The sequence below is a fragment of the Paraburkholderia lycopersici genome, assembly GCF_900096975.1.
Taxonomy (GTDB): domain Bacteria; phylum Pseudomonadota; class Gammaproteobacteria; order Burkholderiales; family Burkholderiaceae; genus Paraburkholderia; species Paraburkholderia lycopersici.
Genome location: NZ_FMYQ01000007.1, coordinates 94,726 through 110,949 on the forward strand (window position 1 = coordinate 94,726; position 16,224 = coordinate 110,949).

15 protein-coding genes and 1 pseudogene are annotated in these 16,224 nt (G+C 55.7%); 10 read left to right on the forward strand and 6 right to left on the reverse strand.

Annotated features, from left to right (window positions below):
• Positions 1-98: 98 nt before the first annotated feature.
• Complete coding sequence (locus tag BLU17_RS10160; protein ID WP_091996599.1) at positions 99-1,694, forward strand: methyl-accepting chemotaxis protein; 1,596 nt, start codon at positions 99-101, stop codon at positions 1,692-1,694.
• An 830-nt stretch (positions 1,695-2,524) separates the two neighbouring features.
• Positions 2,525-3,370, forward strand: a complete 846-nt coding sequence (locus BLU17_RS10170; protein ID WP_143189213.1) for a tetratricopeptide repeat protein — start codon at positions 2,525-2,527, stop codon at positions 3,368-3,370.
• Here BLU17_RS10170 and BLU17_RS32280 read toward each other — a convergent pair.
• A complete protein-coding gene (locus tag BLU17_RS32280; RefSeq protein WP_143189214.1) occupies positions 3,367-3,666 on the reverse strand; it encodes a hypothetical protein in 300 nt (99 codons plus the stop codon). The two genes, BLU17_RS10170 and BLU17_RS32280, sit on opposite strands and share 4 nt — an antisense overlap.
• 1,179 nt (positions 3,667-4,845) lie before the next feature.
• Between BLU17_RS32280 and BLU17_RS10175 the strand changes: the two genes are divergently transcribed.
• Positions 4,846-6,246, forward strand: a complete 1,401-nt coding sequence (locus BLU17_RS10175; RefSeq protein WP_176929003.1) for a DUF4403 family protein — start codon at positions 4,846-4,848, stop codon at positions 6,244-6,246.
• A gap of 411 nt (positions 6,247-6,657) precedes the next feature.
• Here BLU17_RS10175 and BLU17_RS10185 read toward each other — a convergent pair whose 3' ends face one another.
• The gene (locus BLU17_RS10185; RefSeq protein ID WP_143189215.1) at positions 6,658-7,251 is read right to left on the reverse strand and encodes a copper-binding protein; all 594 of its coding nucleotides are present in this window, start codon (positions 7,249-7,251) and stop codon (positions 6,658-6,660) included.
• A gap of 161 nt (positions 7,252-7,412) precedes the next feature.
• Here BLU17_RS10185 and BLU17_RS33085 point away from each other — a divergent pair, with 161 nt between their 5' ends.
• A complete protein-coding gene (locus tag BLU17_RS33085; protein ID WP_176929005.1) occupies positions 7,413-7,583 on the forward strand; it encodes a hypothetical protein in 171 nt (56 codons plus the stop codon).
• A gap of 42 nt (positions 7,584-7,625) precedes the next feature.
• Positions 7,626-7,769, forward strand: coding sequence for a hypothetical protein (locus BLU17_RS33090; RefSeq protein ID WP_176929007.1), 144 nt, complete (start codon positions 7,626-7,628; stop codon positions 7,767-7,769).
• Between the two features lie 113 nt (positions 7,770-7,882).
• Here BLU17_RS33090 and BLU17_RS10190 read toward each other — a convergent pair whose 3' ends face one another.
• The 3 genes from BLU17_RS10190 to BLU17_RS10200 all read right to left on the reverse strand — a co-directional run bounded on the left by BLU17_RS10190 (position 7,883) and on the right by BLU17_RS10200 (position 9,703).
• Positions 7,883-8,698 (reverse strand): class I SAM-dependent methyltransferase, encoded by an 816-nt coding sequence (locus BLU17_RS10190; RefSeq protein ID WP_091996605.1) that lies wholly within the window; start codon positions 8,696-8,698, stop codon positions 7,883-7,885.
• Between the two features lie 199 nt (positions 8,699-8,897).
• Positions 8,898-9,137 carry a DUF2442 domain-containing protein gene (locus tag BLU17_RS10195; RefSeq protein ID WP_091996606.1) on the reverse strand — a complete coding sequence of 80 codons (240 nt, stop codon included), beginning with the start codon at positions 9,135-9,137 and terminating at the stop codon, positions 8,898-8,900.
• Between the two features lie 257 nt (positions 9,138-9,394).
• Positions 9,395-9,703, reverse strand: coding sequence for a hypothetical protein (locus BLU17_RS10200; RefSeq protein ID WP_091996607.1), 309 nt, complete (start codon positions 9,701-9,703; stop codon positions 9,395-9,397).
• A 489-nt stretch (positions 9,704-10,192) separates the two neighbouring features.
• On the opposite strand from BLU17_RS10200, the gene BLU17_RS10205 reads away from it, so the two are divergent.
• Together BLU17_RS10205 and BLU17_RS34525 are read left to right on the forward strand one after the other, a co-directional pair.
• Positions 10,193-10,522 (forward strand): hypothetical protein, encoded by a 330-nt coding sequence (locus BLU17_RS10205; RefSeq protein ID WP_091996608.1) that lies wholly within the window; start codon positions 10,193-10,195, stop codon positions 10,520-10,522.
• 535 nt (positions 10,523-11,057) lie between these two features.
• A pseudogene (locus BLU17_RS34525) lies at positions 11,058-11,156 on the forward strand (SOS response-associated peptidase family protein); the annotation flags it as partial.
• Between the two features lie 105 nt (positions 11,157-11,261).
• Here the strand turns inward: BLU17_RS34525 and BLU17_RS10215 are convergent.
• Positions 11,262-11,990 carry an AbiV family abortive infection protein gene (locus BLU17_RS10215; protein WP_091996610.1) on the reverse strand — a complete coding sequence of 243 codons (729 nt, stop codon included), beginning with the start codon at positions 11,988-11,990 and terminating at the stop codon, positions 11,262-11,264.
• A 418-nt stretch (positions 11,991-12,408) separates the two neighbouring features.
• On the opposite strand from BLU17_RS10215, the gene BLU17_RS10220 reads away from it, so the two are divergent.
• The 3 genes from BLU17_RS10220 to BLU17_RS10230 are packed head-to-tail and all read left to right on the forward strand — an operon-like array spanning position 12,409 to position 16,172.
• On the forward strand, positions 12,409-13,671 hold the full coding sequence (locus BLU17_RS10220) for an ABC-three component system protein (RefSeq protein WP_091996611.1): 1,263 nt from the start codon (positions 12,409-12,411) through the stop codon (positions 13,669-13,671).
• Positions 13,672-13,693: 22 nt separating this feature from the next.
• Positions 13,694-14,167, forward strand: coding sequence for a three component ABC system middle component (locus BLU17_RS10225; RefSeq protein ID WP_091996612.1), 474 nt, complete (start codon positions 13,694-13,696; stop codon positions 14,165-14,167).
• Position 14,168: 1 nt separating this feature from the next.
• Positions 14,169-16,172, forward strand: a complete 2,004-nt coding sequence (locus tag BLU17_RS10230) for a DUF3732 domain-containing protein (RefSeq protein ID WP_091996613.1) — start codon at positions 14,169-14,171, stop codon at positions 16,170-16,172.
• Positions 16,173-16,224 lie beyond the last annotated feature (52 nt).

The window sequence follows — 16,224 nt, forward strand, 5'->3', positions numbered from 1 at the left end:
TGGCGTTGAGCCGTTAGGGCGAAGACCGACGCGTACAGACGGTGTTGGTCGCATCGATTTAGCAGCTCACCTATGATGAGCCTCAAGCTCACAACGCCATGACCATCGCTCGACGTCTAACTATTCTTGTCACCATTGCACTGGTCTTTCCATTTGCAGTCGGCGCTTATGCCCTGACGGTCTTCGGATTGACTGTGTGCAGCATCGAAGCTCAGGCGAATCCGTCGGCCGCCGAGCAACTTGCCACTTTGATGTCCGAGGAAGCCAATCTGCGCGCTGAGGTTTATCGGGCACTTGAAGAAGGGCAGCCAGACCGCAGTCCGATTGACGAGGCCATGAATCGGACACAGCAAAGAGCACAGACGGTAGTCAAGTCGTGGCAGGCGAACATGGCGACGAGAGACGCGCATGAACTTGGCGACGGATTTCTCCAGAACCTAAACAGGCTCAAAACTGCTGAAGACCAACTTGGAGACGCGGTGAGCCGAGGAGACTTTTCAAAGGCGCGCGAGATAGTGGCGCCCAAAGGGGCGTTCTCCGTGTCCTTCGCCGATGCACGAGCGGACGCAGAACGTTACGCTACAGAACAGCGCAACGAAGCTGATATCAAGGGAACGCTGGTACACGCATCTTGGGGCTTGGTGCTGGCTTTGGGTGTGGGCCTCGCGTTTGTGAGCGCCTTTGGCATCAAGGCATATCGCATCGTGACTCGCGCATTGAACGGGATGCGGATGACGTTCGAGGGAGTTAGCGAAACCATGGATTTGTCCGCGCCTGCTCCGGTGAGGCGCCAGGACGAGATTGGTGCTGCTGCACGAGCCTTCAATAAGCTTCTATACCGCGTATCGGAGACCGTCAGGGAGGTACGCGCAGGCGCCGAGTCTGTAAGCGCGGGGTCGCGCGAGATAGCTGCCGGCAACGCGGACTTATCGGCGCGGACGGAACTGCAGGCGACGGCGCTTGAGCAGACGACCGCAAGCATGAAGCACCTGATGAGCGCCGTGCGGCAGAACGTGGATACAGCCCACGCTGCACGCAATCTGTCCATGCGCGCGGCGGAGATATCCGAACACGGAGGACAAGTCGTTGAGCGAATGATTGCCACAATGGACGATATAACGCGGGCGTCCAGACGGATTGGCGAGATTACTTCGCTTATCGAAGGCATTGCATTCCAGACCAACATCCTGGCCTTAAATGCCGCGGTGGAGGCGGCGAGAGCAGGTGACCAGGGTAGAGGCTTTGGCGTCGTCGCGTCGGAGGTTCGAAACTTGGCGCAGCGTAGCGCCACGGCCGCAAAGGAAATCAAGGAACTGATAGCTGGCTCCGGAGAAACCATTCAAAGAGGGGCGAGTGAGGCGCGTGACGCTGGCGAGGCGACATCGTCTATGCGCGATGTCATTCAGCAGGTGGCGACGCTAATTGGCGAGATTGCGTTGGCGTCGGAAGAGCAGTCGACCGGCATCGAGCAGGTGAACATTGCAATCGTTCAGATGGACCGGGTGACCGTCCAGAATGCTGCGCTTGTTCAGCAGGCTGCGGCCGCGGCGCAGCTTCTGGAATCGGAATCGTCGAAGCTGTCGGACACGGTTTCGGTGTTCAAGATTGCAGTTGCCCCGGCCCAAGATGTGACGCAAGGCAGTGACGATTCGGCCAGAACCTACAGTGCCAATCTCGAGCCGTTACCGGCCTGAGCCGGAGACATCGTGCCCCTGGCTCACGTTCGTATCGCAGCGTTCTCGCTTGGCAGAAGCCCCAGCGAAGACTTCTCCCCAGCGCGTTACCGCCTGATGAGAGGGGGGGCGCGAGCGCCCTGCTGCGCACGCATTACTGAGACTCACGCATAGCTAATATTGAATTCGTTTGTTCGGCAATATTGCCGGACATACCTTCGTGTCAGAGCAAAGTAATCCAGAGACGTCGTACTTGAATGGCACACTCGTCGACGTCGCGCGGGTAACTCTTGACCAACTCAGCACGGAGGGTAGCGTGTGAGGTCATATATTCCGCAACCAGGTCAAATCAGCCCAGGCAAAGGTCTAGCAGCCGCCAGTCGGCTGCAGGCAAATGGGCACGCTCGCGTCAACTGCGATGACGTTAGCCTTTAGTCATCAACTCCAGCGTCTTTTCTTGGAATCGCTCCCATCTGTTAGCTCTCTCACTGGGGCTAATTGCCTGGTCCTTCAGGATGCTGCAGTAGGTCGACGAGAGTATTTGCAACGCCGTGAGGCGGTCCGCGTGGGGAAATTTGTCAAAGAGACTCTGAGCGGTCGTCTCCGTCTTGACTTCAATCTGGGCCGCACTAATCTTACCAAGAGTCCCTGCTTTCGCTGAGATAGCAGTCTGCACGTTGTGCCCAATTGAATCGGCCGGCGGCGGCATTGGTGGGCAAGTGATTTCCCCTTCTGCGTTCGCATTGGGAGCCAGCGAGTACAACACGAAAGCCGCTACGACGCGAGCAAGTCGCTCCACATTTGTACGTCCTTTCATAGCTCATCTCCAATCGGCCTAAAGGATTACGACCGTGAAAGCAAATCAGCGAACAAAAGAAAAGGAATTTTTTGGAATGCACTTCGACATCGTCGGGAAAAGGTTCGTCATATCGGCGCTCACTGCTCTGCTGGGCGTTCCTCATGGGAGTGAAGCGGCCACACCCATCGTCTGCCCTTCCATGCCAGCTTCACTGACCACCTTGGGGAATGAGGGAACGAACGAAATAAGAACTGTCTCCAACAACATCGCTCAATCGTCGGTTTCAGAAACATCCCACAAGACAACCGTTGCATCCAGCGCAGTCTTCGCTAAATTTCCCCACGCCGACCGAATGCTAGCTTTACAGATGATGGCCGCAACCTATTGCTCAATGATTCATGACTTCAATCCAGAACTAAGAAGTCAAAAATGGAAGGCCTTCTACGACAGCTACGTTGGTGCGCTGCCGACGGGCCCGACTGCGCAACCGAAACCAGTCCCTAAAACGCCACATCCTGTTCAGGAAGCAGAGAAGCCACCATCATCTTTGACATACGATGAGGCCTCTGCTGAACTCAGTCGCCATAACGCCGCGCGGGCATTTGAGGCCTTCAAGGTCCAGTCCGAGAATGGCGATGGACGCGCAGCATATCAGTTGGGACGAATGTATCAAATCGGAATCGGAATGTCCCCTAATCCAGCGTTAGCGCACGAAGCCTATCTCCGCGCAGCGAATCTCGGTATTCGTGAGGCTCAGCACAATCTCGCAGTCACGTATCAGAACGGTGATGGAACAGAAAAGAACCTACCATTGGCTCGTTTGTGGTTCGAGCAAGCCGCGCGGCAAGGTTTTGAACCATCGAAGAGAGTACTACAGGCTGCGGGCGAAAATTTTTAGTTTGGCTGCGTGGGATTTGCGCTCACATAGTTGCCATTTAGTTGTCCGGGGTCAAACGTGGTGCCAGCGTAATTTTTTTGGCACACCTCCGCCATGCCGCCGCCGAACGCGACACATTGTTCGCGTCCCCCTTCCACCTGGATTTTTTGAATGCAGGCAGCCGAACACTTCCAGAGCTCCTGATTGACTATCCCCTTTGCTCTTGTCATGCTCAGACTCATCGTTTCAACGCCGCTGCATCCAGACAGGAGCGCGACGAATAACAGATGTTTGGAGAGTTGATACGCGGGGTTCATTCGCTTGTCCCAGCTACATTTGGTTTATCTTGCGTCGGTCCGCACACGTGCTCGGCAGCGTCCGCAAACTTTACACACGTTTGATTGTCACTCGCTTTCTCGATACACGCGGCTCGGCAGTCAGTAGCGATTCCGCCAGGTCCAAGTGCAAGCGTGCCAGCCCCGCCGGCCACTGTGATTTGGCCGTCTGGATGTCTGATAACGGCGAACGGAGCGACGGTGCCAACAATGCATCCATCAAGAGACTCAAGCGCCAAAAGCGTAATCCCCAGCAAGCGAAAAACGCGCACGTGAGAGCGAATAAATGAAGGGATACGAAGTATGCTCATGGTCATTTCGCACATTCGTTCGCGCAATAGGGAAAACGGCTTTCAAAATAAGAATAGTTAAACCTTCCCTGTGCCATAACGGTTTCTTCGTGGAAATGTTCGCTCGCGCACCTTATCCGTTGATTTCGAATATCCACCCAAGTGTTATTAATTGTTTCAGTAGTAGTTGTTGCTGACGAATTCTAAGGCGTTGACGCTGAATCAAACTTGATTCAATGCCGTGCGCAGCAATTCCGGTGGCCGGGTTTGTGATGACCTAGTTGTCGCGTCGCTTTCACTCCCACGCGATGGGCCCAATTCGCTGTTGTTCCTGCTCAAGGTGCCGCCGCGTGCGACCTATGAAGTTGTCGCTTCATCGACGGTCGCATGGTCCGTCTGCAGCTGCCAGTAGGGCGGCGTAGCAATCACCCTGAACTCGGAGATTGCGTACTGTACTGGTTTGCAACTCAAGAGCGAGCGGACGTATCAAGTGAATGCCGGTTTCAGATGCGCAGCAAGTCGTCGTGCACGGGCGTAAAGAGTCGCTTTCGCGTTCCGGGCTTTAAAGCTTGAATATTCACGCTTTTGATGTGAACGGGCTTTATGTTTCGTAACGTCACCCGTGGAGCCGTTCAAGAGTGGTGCTATCTCGTCTCCGACTAATAGGGAGTAGACGCGCCCGAAGCTTCGCCGGGGCAGGTGCATGCGGCTGGCATCGATTACTTTTGTGTGGAGTGAGTGTTGGCGCACATTCAATGAAATTGAAGACGTTGTATGGCGGATATTCTTGAATACTCTGTAATTGCTTGGTGTCAGTTATCCATAACAGGGTTCTAGCCATGGTGTGAACTAATAAGACATGGAGGTTGACATGAATGGGAAAGGAGTAACTTCGATTGTCAGATTGCCTACTGGTAGATTTCATTTAATTTCAATCCTGACGGCAATATTTCTCGTCGCCTGTACGCACATTCAGGTTCCTGCGCCGGCGTCTGGTACGGATGCCGTATTGCCAACGCTGCCTCCTTCACATATTGCGGTCGAGGCCTCATATTCTGAGGCCGCCTTGTGCAGCGCGCTTAACAATGCTGTGCCTAGAACCATCTCGGAAAATCCTAGCGGGCATGACTGTCTCCAGTGGGGTGTGTATAAAAACGGCTCTGTCACTTGCGGAGGTGCCCAAAACAATCTTTCGTCGACCTTGAATATTCTTTTTAGACTAGGCCAACGTTGCGGTGTATTTGGTATTGGACAAGCTTCGTGTGGATTTGATAACGACCCGGCGAAGAGAGCCGCAATATCTGTCAATGCCCCGGTAACATGGGTGGGCTGGCATCTTGAGGCTAATCCAGCGTTTGGGCTCAACATTCAGGATGCGTGCAAGATAACGGTCGCCAACATTAACGTCACGAGCATGCTACAGAACAAAGCCCAAGGCGCGATGGATGCAATGTCGGGTCAGGTGTCTAATCAAATCAAGAGCCATACCGATATAACAGGGCTTGCATCTAATGCGTGGAAAACAGCGGGCAATCCGGTGAAACTGCGAGATGGAGTCTGGCTAAATCTTGCGCCCCAGGACATCGGCGTTACATCGCCCGATGTTGAAGGCGGGCAAATTTCGATGAGTGCGGCACTCGTAGCGGTTCCCGTTATCTACTTTTCTCCGACGGCACCTCAGTCTTCACCGGAAAAGCCCTTTCCAGCCGCCCCCAGTAAAATCGCGCCGTCGAGCAATTTCAGCGTTATTGTGGACGGCGTGGCGAGTTGGGACGAAATCAATAGCCAGCTCACAAAGACGCTGGTCGGAAAGGACTACAAGTGGGGGCCATTTTCCGCAGAGCCTACTGGTGCGCGTGCATATGGCGGTGATGGCATCGCGGTTATTGCTATTGATTTCAAAGGGAGCGTCACGGGGACCGCCTATCTTCAGGCTAAACCTGTCTTCAATCAGGCCACTAACACCATTCAGCTAAAGGACGTTGACTTTACAATGGCGACAAAGAGTGCGCTCGGCACCGTGGGTGGGTGGCTGCTAAGCGCAGGAATCCCGGCTTACTTGGAGGCGCAGACTTACAGCCTCAATGCACCGCTCAACAAGCTGGGCACTACGTTGTCCCCACTGTTGAACCAGAAACTTTCACCGAACCTTACTCTCACGGGAACTTTGGCTGATACCCCTCCAGTTCAGGTGCTAGGCCTGTTCGTACAGAGTTACGGCGTTGTGGTTCGCACCGCCGCGAGCGGGACTCTGACAATCACTGGACAATAAGGCACTCTGCTCATTCCGCGCGACGCCGGCCAACCGCTGCATCGCGCGGCACACTGTCTTCGTCGCCGTAACCGTATGGCCTGGAGGAGTGGGTGGCATATGCGGTACGGCTGCGCTTCGCGAGGTCATCCCCGCGAGGGCCAGTCATCACCTCCGCTCCCACTTGATTGGCCCAATTCTCTGCAGCTCCTGCATAAGGCGCCGTCGTATGCGACCCAAGGACTTGCGTGCATCCATGACGATTGCATGGTCTTTCTGTAGATGCCAGTAGCCCTCCGCGGCAATCGCCTCCAGCTCCGAGATTGCGTACCGTCCTGCTTGCACCTCAAGCGCGAGCCGGCCGACCTCGCCACGTGGATGGAACGGTCGGAGCACTGTGCTAAAGAAATATTGCCTTGCAACGCTGCCTACTCACTGAGGAGCGGTGCGGACCCGGACAACCGAAATGACAACAGGGGAAATAAATTCGGCGTGCACGGTATCGCCGACTTTCAGACTGCTGAGCGATAGCGTCGAGGCGACTTCGAACTCCTGGGTCTGAGTCGGGCCGCGGAGCGTCACCTCCCGATTCTTCCGGGCGATTTTGAGCACTGTCGCCACAAACTGCACACTACGCGTTGAGGTGACGTCTCCATTGGACGTCGGCTGCATGGCTTCCGTTTCGATTTGCTCGCGGATGCCATTTGAGGCAACCTTGTCCATACGCGTCAGAATTGCGTTTCTATATGCAACGTTGAGCGTGTCTCCGATTTGCAACGTCTGTACGTCGGTGATAACCGGGCTGATTTCAAACACGACCATCTCGCCGCGAGTATCGCGCAAGGTCACACTGTTGTTCGAGGGGTCCGTCCCGGCGACGCGTGCCTGCAAATGTCGCAAGGCTTCCACGCCAACAGCGTGTTGTTCTGTACGACGGGCAGATGTCTGAGCATCGACTGGTTGCAGTATCAGCATGCCAATAGTGACGACTGCCAGCCGAACCGACCTGGCGCTCGCTGGACGCATATGCACCTCCTCGAAAAAGTCGGACTCCGTTAAACCGGCCAAACCCCACATTCAGAAGCATAAAACGAAAACATCAGCGCCGCTCACCGAAGCCACCGCTCGGCGACATCCGCGCAGGGCGATTGTCACAATATAGCTGCGCCGAAAGCGGAAGCCGAGAAATGAAGGAGTTGGATGACGAAACGAAGGCCGAGATTACGTTCCTTGTGGTCGGGCAGCTCTTCGCATTTGCACGCAGCGGCGAATGGTTGCGCACCCTTCATCTCATCGAGTCTGCGCAAATCTGGCTCAGCTCCAACGGCGCTGAATGCGATTGGCTTGAGCGCGCGTAACTCGTTGAAGCGTGCCGAGTGGTCGCATTAAAGGCGCTTGATTTGCCGTTTTCGCAAGCCGAGGCCGACCTCGTTCAGCTCTTCAACCTGAATCGTGGCTGGCTTCTCGACTATCGGAAGCCGGTCGTCCAGCAGATTCACGCGATGTGCGTTTCGCATCTCTCCCATGACGCAAACCTGATTTAGGCTTAAGAAATTCGAGAGATGCACGGGCCGCAGCAAGGCAGATACCTCGGTCGATTTTCGAGAGCATTCTTGGCAAGGAGTAGTGCGCTATCCTCGCCTCAATCAACTAGCCCCTAAGGTTTGAGGGCGGAGGCGAGGACGCAACACATGGGAATCCGCAGTTCCCCTGCATCGCTCCGATACGTCTCTGCTTCGTGCGCGACGGCCCGTTCAATCAGCGCCAGCGCAGCCGGCGTCTGAGCGTGCAGAATCGCGGCAACTCGGACGCCGCCGCGCATGAGCGCGTGATACGGTGTATTGGGCGAACGCAGCACCAGGGTCTGGTCCACCTCCCGCACCTCCGGGTGGACGAACCCAGCTTCGAGCAATGCGCGCCTCGATTCCGCCCAATCACTGAACCGAAAGAAAGGCGGTCCCGGCGGAACTGGCACATCGGTCGTCCCGTGCTTCTCGATGGCCTTTAACACCATCCCGATACCGACGGCCTTATCCGGCATTGCGCCGACTGTAAAGGCAATTCTGCCGCCAGATAGCAGCACGCGAAATGCCTCCGCGAGCGCACGTTCAGGATGCTGAAAATGCTCCATCCCGAAGCTGACGCCCACTGCGCCAAAGCTTTCGTCGGGAAATGGCAAATCCTCCGCGTCGCCGATGCGGAATTCGAGTCCCGGAAAAACGCGCCTCGCCTTTTCGACCATCGCGAACGAGAAATCCACGCCGGCGACGTCTGCGCCGCGACGCTTGGCTGCAGCGGCGAGGTAGCCAGGACCGGATGCGACGTCGAGAAAGCGCGTGCCACGCCCCACGCCAAGGGCCTCGAGCATCGCGTGGTTCGACTGGGCAGTCAAATCACCGAAATACGTGTGGTAGTCCTGGGCGACACGCTCCCAACCTTCGTGCTCGAACGCACTGAAGTCGACTGGTCCCATCCTTGCCTCCACATGTTCGACACCTTGGCGCGCAGGCCTTCGTATTCTTCGTACGGGCCCCGATGACCTTACATGACAACGCGAAAGTGCAGCCCGCCATGTATCAGGCGAGCGAATCAATGCGTCCGCGGCCGGTTAAGGTGGGGAGGGCCGCTCGACGCGTATTCGGCACGGTGATAGACCGGAGTTTGCAAATATTTCAATGCATGGTCTTGCGCGCAACAGCGTTTAGCAGGGCGGTGACGTTCATGTCCTCGTCGAGCTCGGGCCAGAACAATTGCTGGCCGTCCAGTGAGATTGCGAGGTGCTCGCGCTGCTCGCTGGATGCCTCGTCGAGAATTGGGAACAGGCGCAGGGGCAGTTGGATAGCGCGGCCGTCAGACAGGTCGATGTACATCGTGGGACCATCGAAGGCGACGTCGATTGCATGGGGCTGCATGGCGAGTCTCCTGGTGGCAGGGGTGGGACTTTCAGGATAGGTCGCTGCTGGCTGTCACCCAAGCAAAGAAATGCCCCGCGTTGCGAATGCTTCTCGCGTGTTCTCGCGGCTGTCACGCCATTGAGCAAAAAGATTGTGCTGCACCTGAGCAAGGTGCCCGGTCAAGGCCTTACGGCCGTTCCTGCTGACGTCTTTGCTTGCGCAACCGGTCAGCACTACCCTCAGTGTGAGGGTGGTGCTGACCGGTTCGTCTCTCGTTATTTTTTACCCTTGAGAGTGAACGGGGCGAGGAGCGACTGGATGTCGACCTGTTGCCCTTGGAGCAAAAGCAGGCGAGCGTGGAGCACCGTGTTTTCGAGAACAAGCTTTGCGGTGCTCAGCAGGTACATTGCATGAACGTCGGAAACTGACATATCTCCTTCGACAACGTGATGCCGTTGGACGAGTGAGCCCAAGACGAGACGTCTGAGGTCCTCCTCCCCAAACGGCAAGTCGGCATAGTCTATGGGGTCATCGGCTTCGACTTCTCGCAGCATCTCAACAAGTGCTTCGGTGCTCACTTCCATGTGCCAGCTCCTTGACGTTGGTCAAACTGTTCATGAAGTGTTTCCAGATTAACGTCTTCCGTGTGGAACGTCCAACGTTCTCTGATACCCAGCAGCAGTCTTTATACCTGCGAGACCCAGAGGAGGGGGGGCTTCGTTGGCCACGTTAGTAGTGGTGGTAGTAACCACCCGCAGGTACGACGATGCAGCCGCTCAACGCGGTTCCGAGACATGCAGCAAGCAGCACCAGCGCAAAAATTCGTTTCATACGTTCCTCACTTGTCGGTAGTGAAGCCAATATATTTGGAGCGCAAATTACCGATGTGTTTGTGTGTAACGAGACGTGTAATTTGAAACACCCGACCGGTCCACGAACGCACTCGGACGTCTCGTCTCACGCGAAATAATCGGTTTCAGAACTCACAACTCGACAGTCAACATTGTGGTCGTCCGTGACGTTGAGGAGGTGAACGGCGAGAGGCCGTCCCTTCAACGGAATTGGAGACGAACATGCACAACGTTGCCTACAAAATCGCGGCGGTTGCAGCACTTGCCTTGTCATTCGCTGGCACCGCGTCGGCGCAGACCCACTGGGATGCAACGCACCCACGTCGCGCGGAAGTCAATCACCGCCTGGTGAATCAGGACCGGCGCATTCACCAGGAGGTGCGTGAAGGGGAAATGCCGCACGCCGAGGCTGCGAGACTCCATAGAGATGACCATCGGATTCGACAGGAGGAGCGCGCCATGGCAACTCAGGACGGCAGCCATATCACCCGGCGGGAGGACTACGTGCTGAACCAGCAGGAGAATCACGTGAGTCGACAAATCGGCCAGTAGCGTTTTTGCCGACGGTAGACAGGGCACGAACCGGGGGGAGTGGACACGCTCTCCCCAGCGTTGATAGTCCTCCGACTTGCCGGAGGGGAACATGAAAAGCACGAGTGGAAAGTCCCTGCGCTGGCAGGTCGAAAAATGGCTGGCTCCTGCATCCGCACTGCCGGTTCACGTGATTGAGTTCAGTCGTACGCGACGGGGCGGCAGTCGCTATGTGTACGTCGCTACCGCAGACGGGTCCCGCGCGCTGTTTTTCTTTAGGCACGACGATGGAGCCTGGAGCGTTTGCCCGCCTGCTTTGGACGGGAGAGGGCCATTGGTTCGGCCAAGGTCTCCGTGAGCAACATCATGCTCCCTGACATACCGGCATAGATGGTGGCGATGTCAACCGGTTGCATCAGGCATTCTCGTAGGATTTGAGAATTCTCAGAGCCGATGAGAAGTCCTGAGAAGCGGGCAGTCAATGCATGTTGAATAGTGTGCGTGACAGCGGCTGACAATGATGCAGCCGGCCTCGCGTGGTTTGCTTCTGCGGCGCGACCGCTGCATCGTCCCCATCAAGCCAGAGAACATCGAAGCGTGGCTCAATCCGAGCGCATCAAGCCTTGACGCGATGTACGCCGTCCTCGATAACTAGGACCGACCTTGCTACGAGCACAAGTTGGGCGCTTGAGACGACGTTCTTTTGCACTTCGTGCTGTGCGAGCCTCGCTGTCATGTCGGGTTTCGGCGCGGCCAGAGGCTACTTGCCGTCGGGATTGGCCTTGTCACTCGGCTGTTGTATAGACTTAAAAAATTCCTCGATTTTTCCAAGGATGCCATTGGCCGCCGCTCTACGCTCATTGGGGTTCGTATGGTCAAGCCCGTCGAGTCCCAGCTCCTTCATCAACAGCGTTTGTTGCTCGACCGCAGCGTCGAGGTCTTTGCCCCAGCCTTCCGCAACGCTCAACTTATGATGCGTCAGCGACAAAAATTCGGCGTTGCGCTTCCGAACCTCTTCGAGATTTTCCCGTGTGACAACATCGTGCGGCGAGACAAACTTCCCATCGAAATCTACATACAGAGACGCGTTCTTGAGCGTGTTGGATTCTTTGTGGAACTGCGACTGCATGTCTTCAAACGCTTTGGATGCGGCCTCAATGTCGTTGTTCGTACGAGCTTCGCTTTCTTGCACCGATGAGGGTAAGAAATACGCATTTGTTCGGTTTTTGCCCTCATGGCGTGAAAACGCACGTTTCAGCTGCCTCATGTCGACGACGGTCCCGTGAAGAGCCGAGAATATCGCAGTGCACAGCATTTCCGCCTTGCCGCACTCTTCGAGCGAGATTTGATGCAGAAGCACCGCGCGCGGCAGCGAACCCCGCTCAGCAAGATACGTGGCCTCGATGTACAGCTCCTCGGCATTTTGGAAAGTTTTGAGCAAACCATCCATCAGGAGCCGTACCTGTTCCTCTCTCGCGTCTTTTGTCATGCCGCTTGGATTTCCTTTCAATATCTGGTTCGCGCCCCACGTCTACCGGCGCTTTCGTAATGTGCATATGCCTTCTGCATAGACTCTCGATGACGTCGAGAACTTCCAGCGTGTTCCAGGCGCGAAAGCAACTAACCATGCATTCTTCGATGGATTTGCCGTGTGATTGCATGCACAATCTTACGGCACGCAGGCTCTGGCAACGGCATTCCTCGAGGACGAGGCCTTCGACACCCTCAATTGGTTGGGTGCGTGACTGACGTAGCTCGTAATCCGTGTCTTACCACAACATATGACCGGGGGTGCACAGTTTGGCGAGGGGCGTCACGCCTCATGGGTTTGCGATGTATCAGCTGGTTTAGAAAAAAAGACCACCTCGGCGTCATCAGAGAAATGATGCCATTGTAAAAAAGCTGCCATGTCTACCGAAGAAAAGGTCGAGAAGAAGTCGGGTAAAAAGCGGAGTACGTCCGTTCCAGGGCAAGCGTACGGCATCCTGGTCCAGGAGGTTCGAGTCCTGTGGCATCTCATGCGTGCGAGGCCTGGTGATGTAGTCGCATTCGAGCATGTTGGCGACGTTTCTACACGGACCGCAGATGGTCAAGTGATTTCCGAAGAGGATAAGAGTGGGCTCGCCCACAATCCGATTGCGGATAGAGCCGTATCGCTTTGGAAGACCCTAGCCAACTGGATTGATGCGCGCCGTGAAGGTTCCTTGCCGGCCGCGTCTGTCTATGTGTTGTACGTCGCGCAACCCTACGATGGCCCGATTGCGGATGAATTGCATCGCTGCACCAAGACCGACGACGCCATTGAACTCGTTGGCAGGCTTCGTAAGCACTTCGCTTCGGACCTCGAAACCAACGAGGTGAAAAAGGCGGTCAAGGTCGCTGCGAAGAAGTCTGGCAGTGCATCTTTGGGCGACGAATCAGAGTCTGACGATGAAACTCCTGCGGCGCTTGTGAAGCAGCTTCGTAGAGTGTTCGCCAACGACGATGAAGTTATTGCCTCCATCGTTACCTATTTCTCTATCGAGAAAGGAACTGCCTCCCCAGTGAAAGAGGTGCGGGGCGAAATTTTGGCGCATGTTCGCGACGAGCATGTCGACGAAGTGACTGAATCCCTTCTTGGTTGGACGAAGACCCAAGTGATGGCGCAGATTGAAGCGCGCCGGGTCGTCGGCATTCCCTTCGATGAGTTCAGGGAATATCGTCTCGTTGTTTACGAGCGAGTTCTGGGTAAGCTGAAGGAGTTTCCAGAGCACACCCTCACACCCCATCGAAGCGAAATCGAGGAGCACCTTGAAGGCTCGAATTTTGTCCGTCAGCTAAACGTTCTTGAGCTGGAGGACGAAATGATTGAAGCCTACGTCAAAGACTTTATGCGGGCGTCGTCTGCGCGGACGTCGTGGGCGGCCCTTGGATATCTGAACCCGCGTAGTATCGGGCCATTCGTTGAAGAGCTCCAGGACCATTGGAACCAGAGCGCACTGGAAGTAAAGACACTCCATACGGATAAGACACCAATCCAGCGAGGCGTGAAGCTTCTCCTTCTTTGCATGACGAAAGAGGCGCGAATTCAGACAGTGCGCGTTCCAACGTACTTTTCCCGGGGGAGCTTCCACGAGATTGCGAACGAGCTAAAGATTGGGTGGCATCCTGATTGGAAGACGCTCGTCTAGTCTGCCGCGAACAAGGTCTTATATGCTCAACAAAGAAATGTGGCAGGTCCAAAACCCAGGACTCGGTGCCGCACTGATATGGCAATTCGGACGTGCGTTCGCGTCTCAATCGGAGGAGGCCGTGCCTCTTCCCTATGCGTTCTTCGTTATTCCACTTTTGTACAACAAGTCGACACTTGAGGTCGTTGCCAAGACCAAGAAGGGGCTGCGCAAAATTGATGAAAAACTGAACAACGACGAGGCCATCGCGACGACCGCACAAATGAACGTCTTGAGCATGCGTGACCTGTCGAGTGAAAGTCTTGGTATCGCTTTACGGGCTGGGCTGCTCGCCGTCCAGGCTGAGGACGCTACGTTCCGTTCTCGTGTAACAGCACCTCCGACGTTGGACGGGAAGATGCCCAAGGAACTGATGAAGGCAGCTGAGAAGTTGGGACGTTGGGCCGCAGAGGCTTCGTTGCGGGAATTCTGCTTCGTTTTTCGTCTGGAGCTGTAGATTGAAGCTGCAAATTATCAAACTCATCCTGTGGCCTAGGAAGGCAGGCCTCGCTCCTCAGGTAGTTCCGTTCGAGCGAAACAAAGCTAACATCATTACAGGGGCATCGAAGACCGGAAAGTCATCGATTATCCCAATCATCGACTACTGTCTCGGGTCTGAGCGCTGCGCAATCCCTGTTGGCGTCATCCGTAAAGCGGTGGCCTGGTTCGGCATCGTGGTGGATACGGATGAAGGGCTAATGCTGCTTGCACGGCCTGAACCGGGAAGGCAGCTAACCTCGACGGATATGTGTGTCAAGGCCGTAAAGGAGGATGAAACTCCTCTTGATGTTCCCAACGCCAATACCAACGTCGACCGGCTCAAGCTGACGATGGACCGGTTAGCGAGGCTGACGCGTCTCGGTACAGACGCTCAAAACTCGACGAATGGCTTCGCGGGTCGACCCAGCTTCCGGGACCTGATGGCGTTCTGCTTCCAGCCTCAGAATTTGGTCGCCAACCCCGACGTTCTCTTCTACCGTGCGGATACAACGGAGCATCGAGAAAAACTACGGGCGATTTTTCCCTACGTCTTGGGCGTCACGACCCCAGAAATCCTCGAGAAGCAATGGGAGTATGAAAGCCTTCGCAGAGCCACGCGCGCTCTGGAAAAAGAGCTGGCTGCTTACGAGCGCGCATCCGCAACTTGGCGAGCTAACCTTGGGAACTGGGTGGCCGAGGCCTATGAGCTCGGCTTTCTGCCTGTAGATTCGCTGAAGGATGCTGAAGAACCCGCGATATTGGAAGCTCTTTCAGGGTTGACGACAGCAAACCTACCCGAGCCGACCCCAGATGCTAAAGTCATCGCGAAGGCTGTCGATGAGTATGGACAGTTGACAAAGCAAGAGGCACAACTGAATGCCGAAATAGCTGAAGTTCGACATCGCATGAGCCGGCTTTCTGACCTTCGGTCTTCGGTCAATCAGTTCGAACTTTCGCTCGGTACAAGACAGGAACGTCTTGGGCTTTCAAGGTGGTTGCGGGCTCACACTGAAGAGACAGTCGACGCAGCATGTCCCGTGTGCAGTCAGTCTCTTGATGGTCACGCCGAGAAAGTCGAGACACTTGTCGATGCGCTTGTGGTCGTCGAGTCTGAAGCACGACGTGTTGCGCGTGCGCCGTCGGTCTACGACCGCGACTGGGTCGCGTTAGAGAAAAAGTTGCGTGAGCTCGTCGATGAACTCGGCGCAGTCGCCGCAACGAGAAAAGGAATTGAAACGCGGAATCAGCGAGCGAGGCAGCAAAGGTTGCTGGTCACGCAGACTGCTCGTTTCATAGGTGCGCTTGAGCAAGCACTCGAAGTATATAAGGGCAGAGAGAGCAGCGCGTCACAAGACGAACTCAACACGATGTTGGCGCGCATTGAAACGTTGAAGGGGGAACTGTCGGGGCACTCCTATCAGGCAAGGCTTGAGCGGGTTCAGAAGCGGCTAACGGGGTGGATGGGGCGGATTGCCGAAAAACTCGATGCTGAAGACGAAAATGCCTCGGTGCAGCTCGACATGAAAGAGCTGACCGTCAAGGTGAGTAATGAAAACGGTGGCTCGGACTACCTTTGGCAGCTAGGAAGTGGTGCAAATTGGCTCACGTACCACGTCGCGGCACTTCTGACGCTCCATCTTTTGTTCTCGCGAGAAAAGCACTCGCCAGTTCCGGGACTGCTCGTATTTGACCAGCCAAGTCAGGTGTATTTCCCGCGGCGGCTCACGGACGGCAGTATCGAAGAGGATTACAAGGTGCGGGACGAGGACTCGGAGGCTGTGAAGCGATTCTTCAAAACCTTTGGCGCCGCTGCATCGACGTATAAAGGCCACCTCCAGATTATCGTACTCGACCATGCTGGGCATCAGTTCTGGGATGGACAGACGGGAATTCACTTCGTCCAGGAGTGGCGGAACGGGCACAAGCTGGTTCCGACGTTCTGGCTGGAAGACGAAGAGGGCGCTGGGCAAGGTGGCGCGTAGATTTAGGGATATCGCCTCGCTGCGCGTGCCAGCGGCACGCGCAGCGAGGCGA

What these genes read in the sequence shown, in the direction of transcription:
- BLU17_RS10190 (WP_091996605.1), bottom strand. Translation starts at nt 8,698, where the DNA reads ATGGGACCAGTCGACTTCAGTGCGTTCGAGCACGAAGGTTGGGAGCGT.
- BLU17_RS33085 (WP_176929005.1), top strand. Translation starts at nt 7,413, where the DNA reads ATGAAGGAGTTGGATGACGAAACGAAGGCCGAGATTACGTTCCTTGTG.
- BLU17_RS10215 (WP_091996610.1), bottom strand. Translation starts at nt 11,990, where the DNA reads ATGACAAAAGACGCGAGAGAGGAACAGGTACGGCTCCTGATGGATGGT.
- BLU17_RS10185 (WP_143189215.1), bottom strand. Translation starts at nt 7,251, where the DNA reads ATGCGTCCAGCGAGCGCCAGGTCGGTTCGGCTGGCAGTCGTCACTATT.
- BLU17_RS10225 (WP_091996612.1), top strand. Translation starts at nt 13,694, where the DNA reads ATGCTCAACAAAGAAATGTGGCAGGTCCAAAACCCAGGACTCGGTGCC.
- BLU17_RS32280 (WP_143189214.1), bottom strand. Translation starts at nt 3,666, where the DNA reads ATGAACCCCGCGTATCAACTCTCCAAACATCTGTTATTCGTCGCGCTC.
- BLU17_RS10175 (WP_176929003.1), top strand. Translation starts at nt 4,846, where the DNA reads ATGAATGGGAAAGGAGTAACTTCGATTGTCAGATTGCCTACTGGTAGA.
- BLU17_RS10195 (WP_091996606.1), bottom strand. Translation starts at nt 9,137, where the DNA reads ATGCAGCCCCATGCAATCGACGTCGCCTTCGATGGTCCCACGATGTAC.
- BLU17_RS10200 (WP_091996607.1), bottom strand. Translation starts at nt 9,703, where the DNA reads ATGGAAGTGAGCACCGAAGCACTTGTTGAGATGCTGCGAGAAGTCGAA.
- BLU17_RS10160 (WP_091996599.1), top strand. Translation starts at nt 99, where the DNA reads ATGACCATCGCTCGACGTCTAACTATTCTTGTCACCATTGCACTGGTC.
- BLU17_RS10220 (WP_091996611.1), top strand. Translation starts at nt 12,409, where the DNA reads ATGTCTACCGAAGAAAAGGTCGAGAAGAAGTCGGGTAAAAAGCGGAGT.
- BLU17_RS10205 (WP_091996608.1), top strand. Translation starts at nt 10,193, where the DNA reads ATGCACAACGTTGCCTACAAAATCGCGGCGGTTGCAGCACTTGCCTTG.